Origin of the sequence: Mesobacillus sp. MER 48, from assembly GCF_023714225.1 — a bacterium.
GTDB classification, from domain to species: domain Bacteria; phylum Bacillota; class Bacilli; order Bacillales; family Cytobacillaceae; genus Mesobacillus; species Mesobacillus oceanisediminis_A.
On sequence record NZ_JAMAUR010000005.1, the window covers coordinates 232078 to 248771 of the forward strand.

Sequence of the window (16694 nt, forward strand, 5' to 3'; positions counted from 1 at the left end):
TTTTATAGAAAATTACTGACATAAGTGAGCACAAATGGACCGGATTGCTGAATGGAAACTTGATAGGATGTTTTTAAGGGAGTGAGTTGTATGGCGTGGATTGAAGCTTTGCAAAGGGCGATTGACTATATGGAGGAGCATCTGCTCGAGGAAATAACGGTGGAGGAGATTGCCAGACAGGCCAATTCATCTCCATTCCATTTTCAGCGTACGTTTGCCCTTTTGACAGATATATCTGTCGGTGAGTACTTGCGGCGCAGACGACTGACGCTGGCAGCAGGTGAACTGTGCAGCAGCGATGCCAGGATTATTGACCTTGCGCTGAAATATGGCTATGACACTCCCGAAGCATTTACGAAGGCTTTTCGCAGGCAGCATGGCATTTCGCCAAGTGAAGCGAGAAAGTACACTGGGAAGCTGAAATCATATAGCCGCCTGGGAATCCAGGTGAGTCTGAAGGGAGCGGAACCGATGCAGTACAGAGTGGTGGAACAGGAAGGTTTTGAAGTGATTGGAATCAAACAGGGATTTTCCTATGAAAATGGGGAAAATCTCGCTGGCATTCCAAAAATGTGGGAGAAAGCAAACCAGGATGGAACCTGCGATTTCTTGTTGAGTAAAAACAACGAGCATGTAAAAGGTCTTCTTGGTGTCTGTGTAGACCAAAGCAAAATACAGGTAAAGCAGATGGATTATTGGGTCGCTGCGGCATATGATGGAGAAACACCTGATGGCTATTTGAAAATGGAGATTCCTGCTTCCAAGTGGGCGATCTTCGAAGTCCACGGGCCAATGCCGGACGCCATGCAAAACGTATGGAAGCAAATCTTTACAGAATGGTTCCCATCGAGCGGATACCAGCATGCCGGCACCCCGGAGCTAGAGGTGTATACAGCAGGAAACTCAGCTGATCACGATTACTATTCAGAGGTCTGGATACCGGTAAAATAGTTTTTTTGATTATTAATCAAACGTTTGATTAAATGAAAAGAAACCGTTAAGTCCGAGGGGGCATAGCAAATGGCGAGGGTATTACCCACGCCATTTTCCTATTGTGCCAGCGTATTTTTCAAAGGGGAATAATTAGCTTTCTAAGCATCATATAAATGACAGGCAGGAAGTCAACTTTTCGGGCATTTTCGGTGAAAAATAATCCTTTTTCTTAAGCTTTGTTGGATTGGCTTCCTCTGATTGGTTGAAGACATAGGAACAGTTTCAAAATAAAATAAGATTAATAATATGAAACAAATGGGAGAGCTTTTGATGTTAGAAGCATTTATTCATGGACTTATACTTGCATTTGGATTAATCTTGCCGCTTGGTGTTCAAAATGTATTTATCTTTAATCAAGGGGCATTACAGCCAAGATATAGGAATGTACTTCCAGCTGTGATAACAGCTGCTTTATGCGATACCCTGTTAATTTCGGTATCTGTTTTAGGAGTATCCTTGCTCATTCTGGGTTCATTTTGGTTTAAAGTTATTTTAGTCGGCGGAGGAATAATTTTTTTAGTCTATATGGGATGGACCACTTGGAACAGTAAACCAAATAATGAAAAAGGTTCAATTGCAAAGGAATTTTCTATTAAGAAACAAATATTATTTGCAGCTTCTGTTTCGTTATTGAATCCACATGCCATTATGGACACTGTTGGGGTAATTGGAACAAGCTCCATCAGATACGAGGGGGAAGAAAAAATAATATTTACGGTTACAGCAATTTTGGTTTCATGGATTTGGTTTTTTGCGATTTCCTATATTGGGAGGATCACTGGTAAAATTGATAAGTCCGGAAAAGTCTTGCTGATTCTGAATAAGATCTCAGCTTTGGTCATGTGGGCAGCGGCAGGGTATCTTTTTTTGTCTTTTAATCAATAAAACAAGTGAAACTAAAAAATGAAAAAATCACAAAAATGGCGTGCCAAACTGATGTCAGTTTGCACGCCATTCATTATTTTTTAAAGATGCAACCTAAACGGATCTTTGAAAGATGGCCGATGGGTCAGTTTATTTCGCGAATTGGATCCTGGTTGACTTTGACTGGATACATCGTCTCAGGGTCAGGCCTTTCCTGCAATCTCGCCGGCAAGCTCTGGATTGATTGGACGACGGTATCTAACTTGGCTTCAATCCGGTGAAGCAAGTAGAGTGTCACGACAATCGGGAACCCCACGTCGCTGATGAACGGAATCAGCTGCTCCATTTGCGATTCCTCCTTTCTTTAGTTGTTATAAAAAGAGCCGGTCTCAGTTAGTAGACCGGCTCAAGCTTTATTAGATCAGTTCATAGTCTGTTACATTGCGTTCGATGATACGAGCACTGTCAACGGCGACAAGGGTGCCATTCGTTAGCAGGAACGCGTTGGAAGCGATGATCTGCTCCATTGCCAGCTTGACTGCCGCTGGATCGACAGGCTCTGTAGGGTTATCAACCGTCAGCTTGGCGAATTTGCCAAGATCAGTAGCGAATTGCAACTCAAGAGTTTTAGCCATGTATTTCACCTCCTATTAGATTGATAGAATGCCAGATTAGATGATATCGAAACTGTCGTTACGCTCCACAGAGCTTAACAAGTTTGCACTCAGGCCGCCAAGAGCCACAGCTGCTTGCTGAACCTGATCAGGAGTCGCTTCCTTTCTCACATAGCGGTACGTCTTGCCCTTGAAGATCGGTTCGCCCTTTTCATCAAGACCAGCCTCGAACACAAGCCTCATATTCGAATCCTTCAACATCGCCATTGCCATCTTACTCACCTCCTTTCACCTTCTATATACAGGCGGGGAGGGGAAAAGGACAGGGCGGGAAAATTTTTTCAGGAATCTAGTAGATTGCTATCGGACAAACCGAAAGGAGAAGAAGGGAAAAGTGTCCGATAGAAGCGCTGTATCGGACAAACCGGGAGGGGAAGAAGGAGAAAGTGTCCGATAGAAGGGCTGTATCGGACAAACCGAAAGGCGAAGAAGGAAAAAGTTTCCGATAGAAGGCTCAATAGGATTTTCCTGAGGAAATAAAAAAGAAGATTTTATTATTCAGGCAAAAAAAAGCACTCCTGTTCATAAACAAGGAATGCTTTCTCATCTCATATTACAGAAGTGCCTCGGCAATCAGCTTATCGAATTTCCGGATGTCGACGCCTTTTTTCAGGTTGACCTTGATATGGCCTGCCCTGGTCCATAGTTCCACTTCGGCGTTCACATCAAACAGGCTGCCGGCGTTTTCGGTGGACCACATGTTGATGGAAGAGTAAGGAAGGGAGTAGATTTCGACTTTTTTGCCGGTAAGTCCCTGAGCGTCCCTGACGATCAATCGCTTGTTGGTGAAAATTGCGCTGTCGCGGATGGTTTTATAGGCGGCGACTGCTGTCTCCCCTTCCACTAAAAGTTCATCCACATCGTTTGGGATTGGGCATTCCGAGATGAATGTCCATGCTAGGATTGCTTGAGTTGCGACCATTACGATAACCTCCTGAAATAAGTATCTTCCTTTCTTTAATTCTGTATTTTAATGGGAATACCTGCTAAATCTTTTTCTTTTTCCAGGGTCTTAAAAAGGAAATGATAAAGATGAAAATGGTGACGGCAACTTGAAAATAGACTGCAATTTGCCTTGTTTCGTGATTTTGAATGAAGATGGGATTGCTTAATGCTGCTTCTTTTTGTGTCTCGAGTAACTCCATATTTTCGACCATCAGCGCGTCCACTACAAAGATCCCGACAATTGTTTGAATGATATACAGTACGAATTTCACGCCAACCCATCTATGCTTGAAAAATCCCCAATTGGTGAAGAAGCCATATATGAAGCCGACCAGAAGGGTTCCGATCGCTCCCCATCTGACAATCTGGTCACTGATCGTGATGATATTTTTGTAGCCAAGGTAGGCTTCGTCATATTGAGTGAAATCAATATGGAGGTTTAACGCTACGGAGCTCAAAATCCCTCCAAAGAATAACACCACCAGAAAGACGTGCAAAATTTTTAACCATCTTAAGCCCTTAGGCCCTATTTTTTTCATGTCCTATACCTCCAGGTCACTTTATGCTGCTTTTTTATTATAGAAGGAGGGGGGACAATCCAATAATGTTCCACAGCCTTAAACATCAGTACGACTGTGGTCTTATTTTTACCGTAAAAAGGCAGCAGTCTCTATGCTTCCTACCGTATTGATTTGAATTCTGTTTTCGGGTAGTATGGTAATACTATTTTATGGAAGGGTGACTTGGGGCGATGAATAACTAATCCTGTTTGAGAATGAATTGGAATACATCAATTTTTCTGGATAGGATTAGGCCTGCCCTTCTGAGAACTCAATGTTAAATAGGAATATGCCGTGGTATGTTCTGTGTTCTTTTTGTGGTTGAAGTGCCTCTCTATCCAGTTTAGAATAGGGGGCTTTTTTATGTCGGAAATGACACATGACCAAAAAGTGGGCATGGGTGCATTGTTTAAAAATCAGGTAATCCGGACAATTTTGCTTTCGGTGCTGTTTCTGCAAATCGGGATTTGGGTCCGGAATTATTCGATACTGTTATATGTGATTGAGAAGACGAACGAAAACCCGATTGCGGTTTCATTGATATCTGTTGCTGAATTCGCACCGATTTTCTTGTTTTCGTTTATAGGCGGGACGTTCGCGGATCGCTGGCGGCCGAAGAGGACGATGATCTGGTGTGATCTGTTAAGTGCCGTATCTGTTTTTGCAGTGCTGCTGACGCTGTTTTTTGGCAGCTGGAAAATGATTTTCTTCGCTACATTGGTTTCTTCCATCCTGTCGCAATTTTCACAGCCGTCAGGAATGAAGCTGTTCAAGCAGCATGTACCGATGGAGCTTGTGCAGATGGGGATGTCGATGTACCAGACGGTCTTTGCGCTCTTTATGATTCTTGGTCCAGTTCTTGGGACCTTTGTCTATCAGCGCTTCGGGATTCTCGCATCTGTCGCTGTCATGGGAGTTGCCTTCATTTGCTCCGCGGCGGTGTTGCTGATGCTGCCTGCAGACAAGGAACCTGACGCTGAAAAACCAAAAACGACACTGACGGAAGAGATGAAGGCAGGATTCCGCTATGTATTGAACAGCAGGGCGTTGTCATTGCTGGGAGGATGTTTCGCGGCAGCAGGTCTTGCCATCGGATTGACGCAGCCGCTTGGCGTATTCCTGATTACCGAAAGGCTGGGATTGCCTAAGGAAGAGCTGCAGTGGCTAATGGCCGCATTTGGAGTGGGAATGATTCTGGGCGGGGGCATCACAGTTGCGATTTCGAGGAAGGTTCAGCCGCAGGTGCTGCTGGCGATCGGTTTGGCTGCCAGTGCAATTGGGTTTATCGGGATGGGATTATCAACCGTATTCTGGCTGACATTGACGGCACAATTTTTCTCCGGACTGTTCATGCCATGCATTCACATCGGAATCAATACAATGATTTTACAAAACACTGAAGAATCCTTCATTGGGCGCGTGAATGGTATCCTTAACCCAGTCTTCATGGGGGCGATGGTCATCACCATGTCAGCAGCAGGATGGCTGAAAACGCATCTTTCTATTGTTTACATTTATGAAACTGCAGCAATCCTGCTCTTTATTGGCATTATCGTTTTGGTTCCTTTGATGAAAAAGACTCCGAAGGTAAGCCTGGAAGAAGGAGTATAACGAAAAGGAGGTCCTTTTTTTAGGGCCTCCTTTTCTTGTTACGACAAAATCCTCTTTTCACCTTCAATCGCCTTAATTGGGTCGATGTTCTGCGTGAACTCGAGGGTGCCGATGTACTGGTTGTCCTCGTCACGAACTGCGAAGTAACGGATGTAGACGAATTTGTCACGGACCTTAATCCAAAAGTCTTCGGTATCCTTTTTGCCTGATTTAAAATCGCGTAATAGGTCTTCGACGACATGGACGCTTCTTGGCGGGTGGCAGTTCTGGACGGTCCGGCCGATGACGGCTTTTGTACGAGCGAAAATTCGTTCTTTTCCATGTGAAAAATATCGGACGACATCATCCTGGTCAATGAAGGTGATATCGGCCGGCAGATGGTTAAGCAGCAATTCGAGCTGCTTAAGGGAAAGGATTCCCGTTTCCATTTTAATATAGCCTTCAGAAATGGCGTCTGCGTCGATGTGTTTTCTGGCCGGTTTCCATTCCCCAGCAGGGGCTGTCAGACAATACCCGATCTCATCGCTTTCCCGGGCGATTTTTACCCATTCATCCTCCGTAAAATTTTGCAAGGCCATTGGGAAGAGGATGTTTTCTTCTCTGTAAATCATATCGCTTACTTCTCTGAGGACAAACTGGACCTCTTCGATCACGCCATTTTGATCGCCAACATAATTGGTCAGTTTTTTCTTCGCTAATTTGATCCCGTCGCGGATGAAATCGTCAATTCTCCACATATTTGTCGTTGGACCGTAAATCCCGTACTTTTCAAGGTATGGGAAAATCAAGTTTTCTTTGCGGCTGTAGTGTTTGTCAATGTCATAGAGAAGGCTGCAATCCTCTAGCAGAAGATTGATATTCTCGGCGCTGTCTTCTATGGCAAATTGTTCAAGATGAACTCGAAGTCTATTTTGTAAAAGCTGTTCAATCTCACGGTTTTCCATTTCGAAGGTGTGAACGGGATGTCCTGGCTGATGCTCCGGTCCATTCATGGAGTAGGCCTGTTCGATCGCCCCTTTAAACATCTCAGAATGAGCGGAATAGATCCGCTGCATTTCCGCCACTGACAAATCTCCTTCAGCCAGCTCAACATGCTCAAGACCGGCAATCTCATCAATGGTTACTTTTCCAATAAAAGCGTCAAAATGGGCTTTGACCTCATCCACATTTTTTCCATCATGAAGGTCTTTAAAAAGCTGCTTTAAAGTTGCCTTGCGTTTTGCAGGATCCATTGCTTTCAATTCACGGTTATTTATCATTTCACTCATGTCCATGCTCCTCCCAGAGTGTATAGGATGCAGTTCATCATGTTTCATATCGTAAAAATACCACTTATCCAGACTCGAAGTAGTGATGTAAATCATTTCTTTAAAAAGAATTAATCCTTAGGAAAAGTATGGACTATAAAAAGAAGAAAGGACCCCGGGAAATCTCCCGGGGTCCTGGAAATGATTATGCTGCCTCAGATTCTTTAGAGTGCACTTGCTTCATAAATTCATTTACATCAGATGGTACTTTGCGATCAAGCTTCGAGACAATGTAGACGGACAGGAATCCGATTGGGACTGTGATGATTCCCGGTACGTTGAATTGCAGGAATTCCGGCAGGGTGGTCTTGAAGAAAATCATGTACATGGATGCGGCAAGGCCAATGACAAGGCCGGCAATTGCTCCTTTTTCCGTCATTCCCCTCCACCAGATGCCAAGGATAAAGATTGGTGTGAACGTGCTTGCCGCCACCGTGAAGGCGAGGGCGACGAGGTGGCCGATGGAGGCTTCTTTTACCATCAGGCCAAGCGCTCCGTACAGTACACCAAGGACAATGATTGAGACTTTTCCAGCGATGACACGCTCTTTTTCAGTAATATTTTTACGGAAGAAAGTTGCGTACAAGTCATGGGCCAGGGCACCGGAGCTTGCGATGAACAGCCCGGAAAGATTTGAGAAGACAGCTGCGAAAGCACCGGCGATGACAAGGCCAAGCAGCCATTCTCCGCCAAGTGCCTGTGCTGTCGACGGAACGACCATGTTGTTTCCGCCGGCAATCAGGTCTTTCATGACAGCCGGATCCGCTTCACCAGTCAGGAAGATTGAGCGTCCAACTACTCCAAGGTAAACAGCGAACAGGAAGAACACGCTTGCAATCCCAATGGCCATCAGGGCGGATCTGCGAGCTGCTTTCGCGCTTGGGTTTGTATAGAAGCGCAAAAGGATGTGCGGCAGGCCGATCGTTCCAAGGGAAAGCCCGATTGTCATTGAAATGGTCTGCCAGAAGGACGGGAAGTAGTTGCCTGTTCCAGTCCAGACGGAACCATCGAACGGGATATCTTTTCCGTCAGTCGTGAAGCCTGCTGTACCTGTGATCGTCCCTTTGAACTCATTAATAGATGCAAGGATTTCTTGGTAATGGAGGCCGCCCCAGATGGCTGCACCGACCATAAGGAGGAACGCTCCAAGGCGAATCCATAATTCAAGCGCCTGGTTAAGCGTGGTTCCCTTCATGCCTCCGATTCCTACATAGAAAATCATTACGGAGCAGGTGAAGATGATTCCGAATTCGTAGCTAGTCCCAAAGAACATGCTCAGGATCTGGGCTGCACCAAGCAGCTGAGGGGCTGCATAAAAACCGGATATCGCCAGGACAACAGCCACGGCTGCAAGACGGGCCCGGCGGCTGTGGAAGCGATAGGCCAGAAAGTCGGCGACAGTATAGGCACCAAAGCGGCGAAGCGGTCCAGCGACGAAAATCGCGAGCAATGTCAGTCCGATGGAGAAGCAGAATGCATAATACGCGCCATCGTAGCCCAACTGATAGGTGAGGCCGGCAATTCCAAGGAAGGTGGCTGCGCTCAAATAGTCGCCGCCAATAGCCGAGCCGTTCGTGAACCAGCCGAAGCTGCGCCCGCCGACGAAGTAGTCGGAAGCCGTCGCGCTTCTTTTGGTCAAGTAGGTAATGTAGACAATAGTACCCATCAAAATCATGGTTAACAGGAATTTTGGTTCAAGGAAAGTGGACATCAGCCGATCCTCCTTCCGTCAGCAGAAGAAGCAGATTGCTGTGCTTGATGCTGCTTTAGACGCTTTTCATATAAATTTGTATGGATAAATGCAATGATAAACGCCATCGCCATTGCGACGATCGAGGTCAAGAACCAGCTGTAAGTCATGCCGCCCCACATGCGCGAGAACATGAAATCCCCTGCATACCAGTTCAAAATAGGAATCGAAAGGATAAAAACATAATAAAAGAGCGTAAGTTTAATGCCAGTACTGAATTCACTTTTCATGATTTTCTTTGTTTCCGGATCAAGCGGCTTTAAATCTTTAACGTCAATTGTATCAGCCGCTACATAATTATACTCCCGATACTCCCCTGCCAAATATGACTCCCCCTTGAAAAAATATTGCCTGCCGCTGGTAATCATTTCCCTCCTTTAGGCAAGCCGTGATATGATTAAATTGATTTTACGACAGAGAATTGTCCAATGCCTTACAATAAATTATCAGAAATATACAAATATTTAAGATTGATTTTATTTTTATACATTTGGATGAATATTCGAAAGGGGGTGGCGGCTTTGTATCGTATATTGCTTTCTGTTGAAGATGAGAGGGAATATCAGAAGCTTGGCGGCTGGATCCATGAAGAATGCAAGCAGAGTTGCAAGCTTGTAGAACATGAGAATGATTTAAATATCGCCATTATTGAAGTGAACAAATGGCATGATTGGGTAAAAATACACCGTTTCCGCAAACGGAATAAAGGCTGCCGGATCATTCCGCTGCTCGACCCGTCCTTGCTGCACACCTCTCCGCTGGCAATCGAGTTCAAGCTGACATACCTTCTTGTAAAATCAGTTAAGCAGCGCGTCTTTCTGCGCACATTGAAGCGAGCGATCGATGAAATCGAAACAGAAATCAATAGATTCACAGAAAGCGACGAATTATTTCATTCTATCGTTGCGGATTCGGGTGTTGGAGGCAATGCCCTTCCTTTTAAAGAAGCCTTTTTGCGCAGGCTTTTATCAGGTGATGTGCAGACTGAGGAGGAGCTGCTGCAATCGCGTTTCTTCCTCCCGGGGGAAGCTTTTTCTAACGTAGTCCTGTTCATACAGGGATTCGTCCGCTGTCCAGCTAAGCGGAGGGAAGAAGGCTGGCAGGCATCAATTGTCATCCAGGATTCTTTTAAAAAGCAGTTTGAAGGGCACCAGCTCACTTTCCTATCCTATCGAAAACATTTGCTCATGCTGCTCCAACTGCAGACCGAATATGGCTCAATGAAGCATTGGAAAGAGGGAGAGGCCAGTATCCTGGAGACCATTGAGTCACTCGAAACTGAATACGGTATCCAGCTTTATATTGGTGTTGGTTCCGTTTACCGCGAACCGCTGCTCCTGCACCATTCCTACAAGGAAGCATGCAAGGCCAGGCGGACGTCTCCATATGAAAGGCTTCAGCTTCGCTACTTCGAGGAAATTACGAATGACGTGCAAATTACAAAGTGCACCGAGTATATTTCCCGGTTCTGTACAGAAGACTTATCCATCAAGCAAGTTGCCGATCAAATCAATCTCAGCGTTCCCTATTTCAGCCGGATTTTCAAACAAGAAACCGGACGGAACTTCGTCGAGTATGTCACCTTCGTCCGCATGCAGCGCGCTGTCTGGCTGCTGCGCCACACCGACCACACCATAGAAGCCATCGCTGAAGAACTAGGGTACAACACCCCCAACTACTTCAGCGGCACTTTTAAAAAATATGTTGGGCTGTCACCAAGGGACTATCGTGCTACTGAGGAAGTTATTTTCGTATAGATGAGAGATTTTATTATTTAAGATATTTTTTTGATGGCTACTATAATCAGTCGTATGATGATCATTTAGAAGATCGGTTTGATTAGAATACGAGGAGTTTCATAGCAAAAAGGAAATAGTGGATCTTGAACAGGTTTGTTTTCAAAAGATTTAGCAATCTGGCAAAAGATAGATGGATTCATTCATGAGGATAGTCTATATGGTTCGGAATTCATACAAACTGCAAAAAAATGTTTGTTTTGAAGCTGATGAAAAAAGGAGTTTTCTTTCCAAAGTACTATGGAAGAAAACTCCTTTTAATATTATGCCAGCTGCTGTTCGGCAAACTCTCTATATAAATCATGCGACTGGATCAATTCCTGATGTGTGCCCATACCGGTCACTCGTCCTTTTTCGATAAAAACGATCTTGTCGGCATTGACGATCGTGGAAAGTCTGTGGGCGATGACAAATGTCGTCCTGCCTTCCATAAGCCGGGTGAGTGCCTGCTGGACGATGCCTTCTGATTGGCTGTCGAGACTGGCTGTCGCTTCGTCCATCATCAGAATTTTTGGGTCGCGAAGGAAGGCACGGGCAATCGCGATCCGCTGTCTTTGTCCACCTGACAGTTTGACGCCTCGTTCGCCGACTTCGGTATCAAGCCCTTTCGGAAAATCTACGATGAACTGATCGGCATACGCCATTTTTGCCACTTCCCAAAGGACTTCATCCGGGATTTTATCGCCATTTTCCAGCCCGTAATAAAGGTTTTCGCGGATGGTTCCAGCCATCATCGCACTTTCCTGTGAAACATAGCCGATTTGGCTTCGCCACGAGTTAAGTGAAAGCTGCTGGATGTTCGTATCACCAATTCTGATTTCTCCCCGGGTTGGTTCATAAAACCGCTCAATCAGGCCGAACATCGTCGTTTTCCCGCCGCCGCTCGGCCCTACGAAGGCAACCATCTGCCCGGGCTGTGCTTCCAGCGAAACTCTCTCAATGACGGGTTCCTCTTCACTATAAGCGAAAGAAACCTGTTCAATCGTGATCTGCTTGTTGCTGATATCCATTTCAACACCCTCACCATTTTCCTCCAGAGGCTGGTCCAGAATCTCGATGATGCGTTCAGTCGCTCCCTTTGCTTTTTGCAGCTGCGTGAAGAACATCGCAAATGAGGTGATTGGCATGATGATCTGGAATAAGTAAAGCAGGAAGGCGATGAGTGCGCCTGTCGACATGGTTCCGTTCACCACGCGCATGCCGCCATAGGCGATGATGATGACGATGACGACCATGATCATCAGCTGCATGATCGGCCCAATCAAGGCAAAAATCCTTGCTTCCTTCAAGCCATAGTTGAACAGCTTGCCAATTCCGTTAAAACCGTTCTCTTCTTCAATTTTCTCCGCAGTCGAAGCCTTCATTAACCGGATTTCCCCGAGCGTCTGGGTGATATGACCTGTAAATATAGCTGTCTCATCCTGCAGGCCACGTGCGATTTTCGCCATTTTTCTGCCAAGCGGAATCATGATGGCAAGTGTCAGCGGAACAGAAATGAGCATCAGCAAAGTCATTTTCCAATCCATCACAAGCAAGATCACCACAGCGCCGATGATCGAGATGATACCCGTGGCGAAATTCGGAAAATGGCTCGTGATCAGCTCCTTGACAATACTGGTGTCATTGACAATCCGGCTGACCGTTTCCCCGCTCGACTGCTTGTCAAAATAACGCACCGGCATCCGGATCAGTTTCGACCACATCCGTTCGCGCAGCCGGGCAACGACCTTCTGCCCAACGTAACTAAGCAGGTAAATCGAAATCCCGCTGATCAGCGCTTGAATAATAAAGGCAGCTCCAATGGCGAGGACAAGCGGAAAGCTGATTGCTTCAACAGAAAAACCATCTACAAGGTTCTTCGTCAGAAGCGGAACGACCAGGCCGGCCAGAGTCGTGATGAAACTGGCAGCCATCCCCGTAAAAAGAGCCCCCTTTGGAATATTCGTGGATAGAACAAGTGATAAGAAGGGCTTTAAACTTGTTGGCTGTTTCTCTTTCTCCATTACAATTCTCCTATTCGTTCTGGATGATTCCATCATAAACCAGTTTCAGCATAGATGGAAATATGGGTGCATGGCATAAAAAGGTAACAAAATCGCCCCTTTTATAAACAAGCAATGACGTACATGCATATCATAAAGGTGAACAATAGTTTGGAGGTGAAGCATATGAGTAACGGTGTTCATGCTGCATGCAGCGTGTTCGATTTGTTTCTTGGAATCCTTGTAGGTGTAGGATTGATCCTGTTGTCTACTTTTGGTTTAGTCGCTGCGGTCCTAGCCGGACTTGGCGCATTGGCTGGTACAATAAATACCATTGTAGGCATCATTGGGTTAATCGTGGTCATCCTGTTTGCCTACTGCCTCATTCGAATGTTATGGCGTTGTTGTTTCGGAGGTTAGTGCTAGGAGCGAAAATGAAAAATTCGTATGAACAATCACTGATTTAAGGTTGTTTAAAACGGCAGACAAACTCGATGCTATCGGGGTGTCTGTCGTTTTTTTGTTGTAGGACAATAACACCCACAACATGATAACCCTAATCTCCCGGTTTAGTTCTAAAGATATTGAAACTTTTTATATATCAATCTCGTAAACAAGAAGTGAAAAGCAACTTACTGACACTGATAGGCGGCGTACTTGGCATCCTGTTCGGCTGGGGTGGGCACCATTGATTTCGTATTTTGAAGGATGGCCAGTCGTGACCGGCGCCAAGCTGTACTCGATGATCATTGGCGTCGTCTTCGGACTGCTGCCGGCCAATAAAGCATCAAGCACTCGATCCGATTGAATCTATGAGATATGAATAGACATGCAGCGGATCTGTTGAATTTGGAAAAAGTGCGGCGGACGCCTGAAAAGGTTCTCGCTGCATTTTTAACTGAAAAAAAGACCAGAAAATTTCCAATTCGCTATATTAATTAGAAAGTCGCTATAAAAATGAAAAACTCGCTATATTAATCAGAGAGTCGCTATAAAAATGAAAAACTCGCTATATTAATCAGAGAGTCGCTATAAAAATGAAAAACTCGCTATATTAATTAGAAAGTCGCTATAAAAATGAAAAACTCGCTATATTAATCAGAGAGTCGCTATAAAAATGAAAAACTCGCTATATTAATCAGAAAGTCGCTATATAAATGAAAAACTCGCTATATTAATCAGAAAGTCGCTATATAAATGAAAAACTCGCTATATTAATCAGAAAGTCGCTATATAAATGAAAAAGTCGTTATAAAAGAGTAAAGGCAATTACTTTTACTTGTTTCCGAACCGCAAAAATGAGGATGTGTACGTTATGACGTGTCATTATTTCATCGCAACAATGAAACCGATAGAAAAATTCCACATGGAGTGCAATGATTACCCATTTTTAAGCGGGGAGGACTATAAAAAGGAACTGCCGCTCTCCCTTCCTTATGTTTATGAATATGGAGGGGAAGACATGGAGTTTCTAAATTTCCTCGATGGCTTCATGGAGTACGGTGATGTAGTGGAGCACTATATTTATGAAGAAGGAAAATGGGGAAGGGCATTGTCTTCCAACCATCCAGAAGAAGCTAGGACCATCAATCTTTATCAAAAAACCTATATGGACCAATATGGAGAATATCAGCTGAATGAGAAGTCCTGGAAGGAAGAGCTCGCCAGAAAGACGATTGCTTCAAAGCGGAGTATTACGACCTTTGTAAAATATTAGCCACCCCCGAGAAGGAACAGATTACAATTTAAGAAAGCTCCAGGAGAAGGCCTTTGATTTAAAGGCTTTTTTTGGCGGAAAAATCATTTGTAAACATATACCAGTGTAACCATAGTCAGGGAGTGTCGATATATATACAAGGACATGTATATACTTCTGATTTTTATAAGGGACGGTGATTTTCATGCAGCCAGATATAAATAACAGCTCTTTTTTTGATGTGTACCAATCATTATTCAATTTTAACCATGATGGCTGCTATGCCCTTGATAAGGATGGAAATTTTATTTTATTCAATAAAGCGGCCATAGAAATCACCGGATACCCGCTGGATGAAGCACTGGGAATGAACTTCGTTTCGATTGTCCACGAGGATTTCCTTGAGGAGACAATCGGGCATTTTAAGCGTGTAGTCAATGGTGAGCGTGAGAGGTTTGAAACGGTTATCAAAAGAAAAGAAACTGGAGAGCAAGTGAATTTGCTGCTGACAGTTGTGCCAATCAAGGTTGGCGATGAGATCCTCGGTGTGGTGGGGTGTGCCCAGGATATTTCGGTAAATAAGAGGCTTGAGGCGATGTTGAGCGGGAAGAACCGCATCCTGAAAATGATGGCGAAAGGAGCTTCTTTTCAGGAAGTGCTGGATGAGATTGTCTTTTTCGTCGAAAGTTTCACGAGCAGTGCACACTGTTCCATCTTAATTGCTGACCAGGAAGGGAAGCGGCTGATGCATGGTTCGTCCCCTAACTTGCCCCCGGCATATCATTCAGCCGTAGATGGATTGCCAATTGGCGAATATGCTGGCTCCTGCGGAAGGGCCGCCTTTATCAAGGAATCCGTGGTGGTCACCGATACAGAGGCCGATCCATTATGGGAGGACTATCGCGACATAGCGCTTTCTTATCATTTAAAAGCATGCTGGTCCTCGCCAGTTTTCGACGATGACCATAAGGTGATTGGTACGTTAAATATTTATTACTGTCGTGTGAGTTCTCCTCTGGAAAATGACAGGGAGATTATTGAGCAAGCGACGAATCTCACCAGTCTGGTCATCCAGCATTATGAGGCCAAAAAGAAAATAGATTTTATGGCCTATCATGACGCCCTTACGAGTTTGCCTAACCGCCGGCTTTTTGATGAAAGAGCCCAGAAGGCGATTGCCGAGACAAAGGTGGAAGATGGGGAAAAACTATGCCTAATGTTCCTTGACCTCGATCGTTTCAAGTTTGTGAATGATTCCCTCGGCCATTCGATAGGTGACAGGCTACTGGTTGAAGTCTCGGATAAATTTAAGCAGATTCTTGACAAGGGTACCTTGTTCTCAAGACAGGGGGGCGATGAGTTCACCATTTTGCTGGAGCATACAACCAAAGAACAAGCTCAAGACATGGCACGTGTCATCCTTGAAACGTTAGAGGAGCCCATTGTCATAGACGGCACGGATATTTTTATCTCAACAAGTATAGGCATGAGTTTTTATCCGGAAGATGGCGAGGATGCAGAAATGCTGCTCCGAAAAGCAGATGTGGCCATGTACCAGGCTAAGAAGCAAGGGCGCAATAACTTCCAGGCTTATGACGTGATGCTGGATGCAAGAGCATATGAGGAAATGCAAATCGAAAATGAGCTCCGTAAAGCGCTTGAGCGGGATGAATTCGTCCTCCATTATCAGCCAATTGTGAATTTGTGCAAACATGAGATTAAAGGTGCGGAAGCGCTCATTCGCTGGGAAAATGAAAGGATCGGCATGGTACCGCCAGACCAGTTCATCCCGATTGCCGAGGAAACGGGCCTGATCATTCCGATTGGTGAGTGGGTGCTTAAAACGGCCTTAGTGCAGCTGAAGAAATGGCATGCGAATGGAATGAAGGATCTGACCATGTCAGTGAACTTATCCATCCGGCAATTTTACCAGCCAAACTTAATTTCGATGATCAGGGAAGCCCTTGGTCTAGCTGGAGTCGAGCCGCGTTTCCTTACGATTGAAATCACGGAAAGCATGACTATGGACGTGGAAAAAGCGAGCGTCATCCTGCGAGAACTGAAGAAGCTAGGTGTCAGTATTTCAATCGACGATTTCGGGACAGGTTACAGCTCGCTCAGCTATCTGAAAAGGTTCACGATTGACCACCTTAAAATTGACCGCAGCTTCGTCAGGGATATCGCGGAAAATAAAAGCGATGAAAACATCGCTACCACCATTATCCTGATGGCCCATAATCTTGGAATATCCGTCATCGCGGAAGGTGTTGAAACAGAGAGCCAGCTGAATCTGCTCAAACGGCATCGATGCAATGAAGCACAAGGATATCATTTCAGCAGGCCTGTGCCGGCAGAAGAGTTTACTAGAATAAAAGTTCCTTCTTTGTAAGGTCAAAGCATGTGGGGGAATTCGAAACCGAGTAAGAAACCGTCAAGGTTTTATACTCGGTTTTTCTATGTAAAATCCCTAGTCATTATATTGAATGCAATTAGTTTTGCGAAAACATAAATGAGAA

16 protein-coding genes and 1 pseudogene are annotated in these 16694 nt (G+C 44.9%); 8 read left to right on the forward strand and 9 right to left on the reverse strand.

Annotated features, from left to right (window positions below):
• Positions 1 to 90 precede the first annotated feature (90 nt).
• Complete coding sequence (locus M3593_RS17860; protein ID WP_251543354.1) at positions 91 to 951, forward strand: AraC family transcriptional regulator; 861 nt, start codon at positions 91 to 93, stop codon at positions 949 to 951.
• 312 nt (positions 952 to 1263) lie between these two features.
• Positions 1264 to 1878, forward strand: coding sequence for a LysE/ArgO family amino acid transporter (locus tag M3593_RS17865; RefSeq protein WP_251543352.1), 615 nt, complete (start codon positions 1264 to 1266; stop codon positions 1876 to 1878).
• Positions 1879 to 2002: 124 nt separating this feature from the next.
• Here the strand turns inward: M3593_RS17865 and M3593_RS17870 are convergent, their stop codons facing one another.
• From M3593_RS17870 to M3593_RS17890, 5 genes are all read right to left on the reverse strand, one after another.
• Positions 2003 to 2203: a YvrJ family protein gene (locus M3593_RS17870; protein ID WP_144475350.1), complete on the reverse strand. Its 201-nt coding sequence runs from the start codon at positions 2201 to 2203 to the stop codon at positions 2003 to 2005.
• 70 nt (positions 2204 to 2273) lie between these two features.
• On the reverse strand, positions 2274 to 2492 hold the full coding sequence (locus tag M3593_RS17875) for a DUF2922 domain-containing protein (protein WP_144475349.1): 219 nt from the start codon (positions 2490 to 2492) through the stop codon (positions 2274 to 2276).
• Between the two features lie 36 nt (positions 2493 to 2528).
• Entirely contained in the window at positions 2529 to 2744 is a 216-nt protein-coding gene (locus M3593_RS17880; protein ID WP_144475348.1) for a DUF1659 domain-containing protein, read from the reverse strand.
• Positions 2745 to 3084: 340 nt separating this feature from the next.
• The gene (locus M3593_RS17885; RefSeq protein ID WP_144475347.1) at positions 3085 to 3453 is read right to left on the reverse strand and encodes a PH domain-containing protein; all 369 of its coding nucleotides are present in this window, start codon (positions 3451 to 3453) and stop codon (positions 3085 to 3087) included.
• Between the two features lie 64 nt (positions 3454 to 3517).
• Entirely contained in the window at positions 3518 to 4015 is a 498-nt protein-coding gene (locus M3593_RS17890; RefSeq protein WP_251543350.1) for a DUF2269 family protein, read from the reverse strand.
• A 384-nt stretch (positions 4016 to 4399) separates the two neighbouring features.
• Between M3593_RS17890 and M3593_RS17895 the strand changes: the two genes are divergently transcribed.
• Positions 4400 to 5647 (forward strand): MFS transporter, encoded by a 1248-nt coding sequence (locus M3593_RS17895; protein ID WP_251665127.1) that lies wholly within the window; start codon positions 4400 to 4402, stop codon positions 5645 to 5647.
• A gap of 38 nt (positions 5648 to 5685) precedes the next feature.
• Here M3593_RS17895 and M3593_RS17900 read toward each other — a convergent pair whose 3' ends face one another.
• The 3 genes from M3593_RS17900 to M3593_RS17910 all read right to left on the reverse strand — a co-directional run bounded on the left by M3593_RS17900 (position 5686) and on the right by M3593_RS17910 (position 9027).
• Complete coding sequence (locus M3593_RS17900; protein WP_251543349.1) at positions 5686 to 6915, reverse strand: DUF438 domain-containing protein; 1230 nt, start codon at positions 6913 to 6915, stop codon at positions 5686 to 5688.
• A gap of 184 nt (positions 6916 to 7099) precedes the next feature.
• A complete protein-coding gene (locus M3593_RS17905; protein ID WP_251543348.1) occupies positions 7100 to 8665 on the reverse strand; it encodes a sodium/solute symporter in 1566 nt (521 codons plus the stop codon).
• Positions 8665 to 9027, reverse strand: a complete 363-nt coding sequence (locus M3593_RS17910; RefSeq protein WP_251543346.1) for a hypothetical protein — start codon at positions 9025 to 9027, stop codon at positions 8665 to 8667. Before M3593_RS17910 ends, M3593_RS17905 begins: the two co-directional genes overlap by 1 nt.
• A 198-nt stretch (positions 9028 to 9225) precedes the next feature.
• Between M3593_RS17910 and M3593_RS17915 the strand changes: the two genes are divergently transcribed.
• Positions 9226 to 10461, forward strand: a complete 1236-nt coding sequence (locus M3593_RS17915; protein ID WP_251543344.1) for a helix-turn-helix domain-containing protein — start codon at positions 9226 to 9228, stop codon at positions 10459 to 10461.
• Between the two features lie 302 nt (positions 10462 to 10763).
• Here the strand turns inward: M3593_RS17915 and M3593_RS17920 are convergent, their stop codons facing one another.
• Positions 10764 to 12503 carry an ABC transporter ATP-binding protein gene (locus M3593_RS17920; protein WP_283904755.1) on the reverse strand — a complete coding sequence of 580 codons (1740 nt, stop codon included), beginning with the start codon at positions 12501 to 12503 and terminating at the stop codon, positions 10764 to 10766.
• 165 nt (positions 12504 to 12668) lie between these two features.
• Here M3593_RS17920 and M3593_RS17925 point away from each other — a divergent pair, with 165 nt between their 5' ends.
• The 4 genes and pseudogenes from M3593_RS17925 to M3593_RS17940 all read left to right on the forward strand — a co-directional run bounded on the left by M3593_RS17925 (position 12669) and on the right by M3593_RS17940 (position 16567).
• On the forward strand, positions 12669 to 12902 hold the full coding sequence (locus tag M3593_RS17925; RefSeq protein WP_144475340.1) for an ABC transporter: 234 nt from the start codon (positions 12669 to 12671) through the stop codon (positions 12900 to 12902).
• Between the two features lie 200 nt (positions 12903 to 13102).
• A pseudogene (locus M3593_RS17930) lies at positions 13103 to 13309 on the forward strand (ABC transporter permease); the annotation flags it as partial.
• Between the two features lie 488 nt (positions 13310 to 13797).
• Positions 13798 to 14199: a hypothetical protein gene (locus M3593_RS17935; protein WP_144475339.1), complete on the forward strand. Its 402-nt coding sequence runs from the start codon at positions 13798 to 13800 to the stop codon at positions 14197 to 14199.
• A gap of 184 nt (positions 14200 to 14383) precedes the next feature.
• Positions 14384 to 16567, forward strand: a complete 2184-nt coding sequence (locus M3593_RS17940) for a sensor domain-containing protein (RefSeq protein ID WP_251543342.1) — start codon at positions 14384 to 14386, stop codon at positions 16565 to 16567.
• The last annotated feature ends 127 nt before the right edge of the window (positions 16568 to 16694 follow it).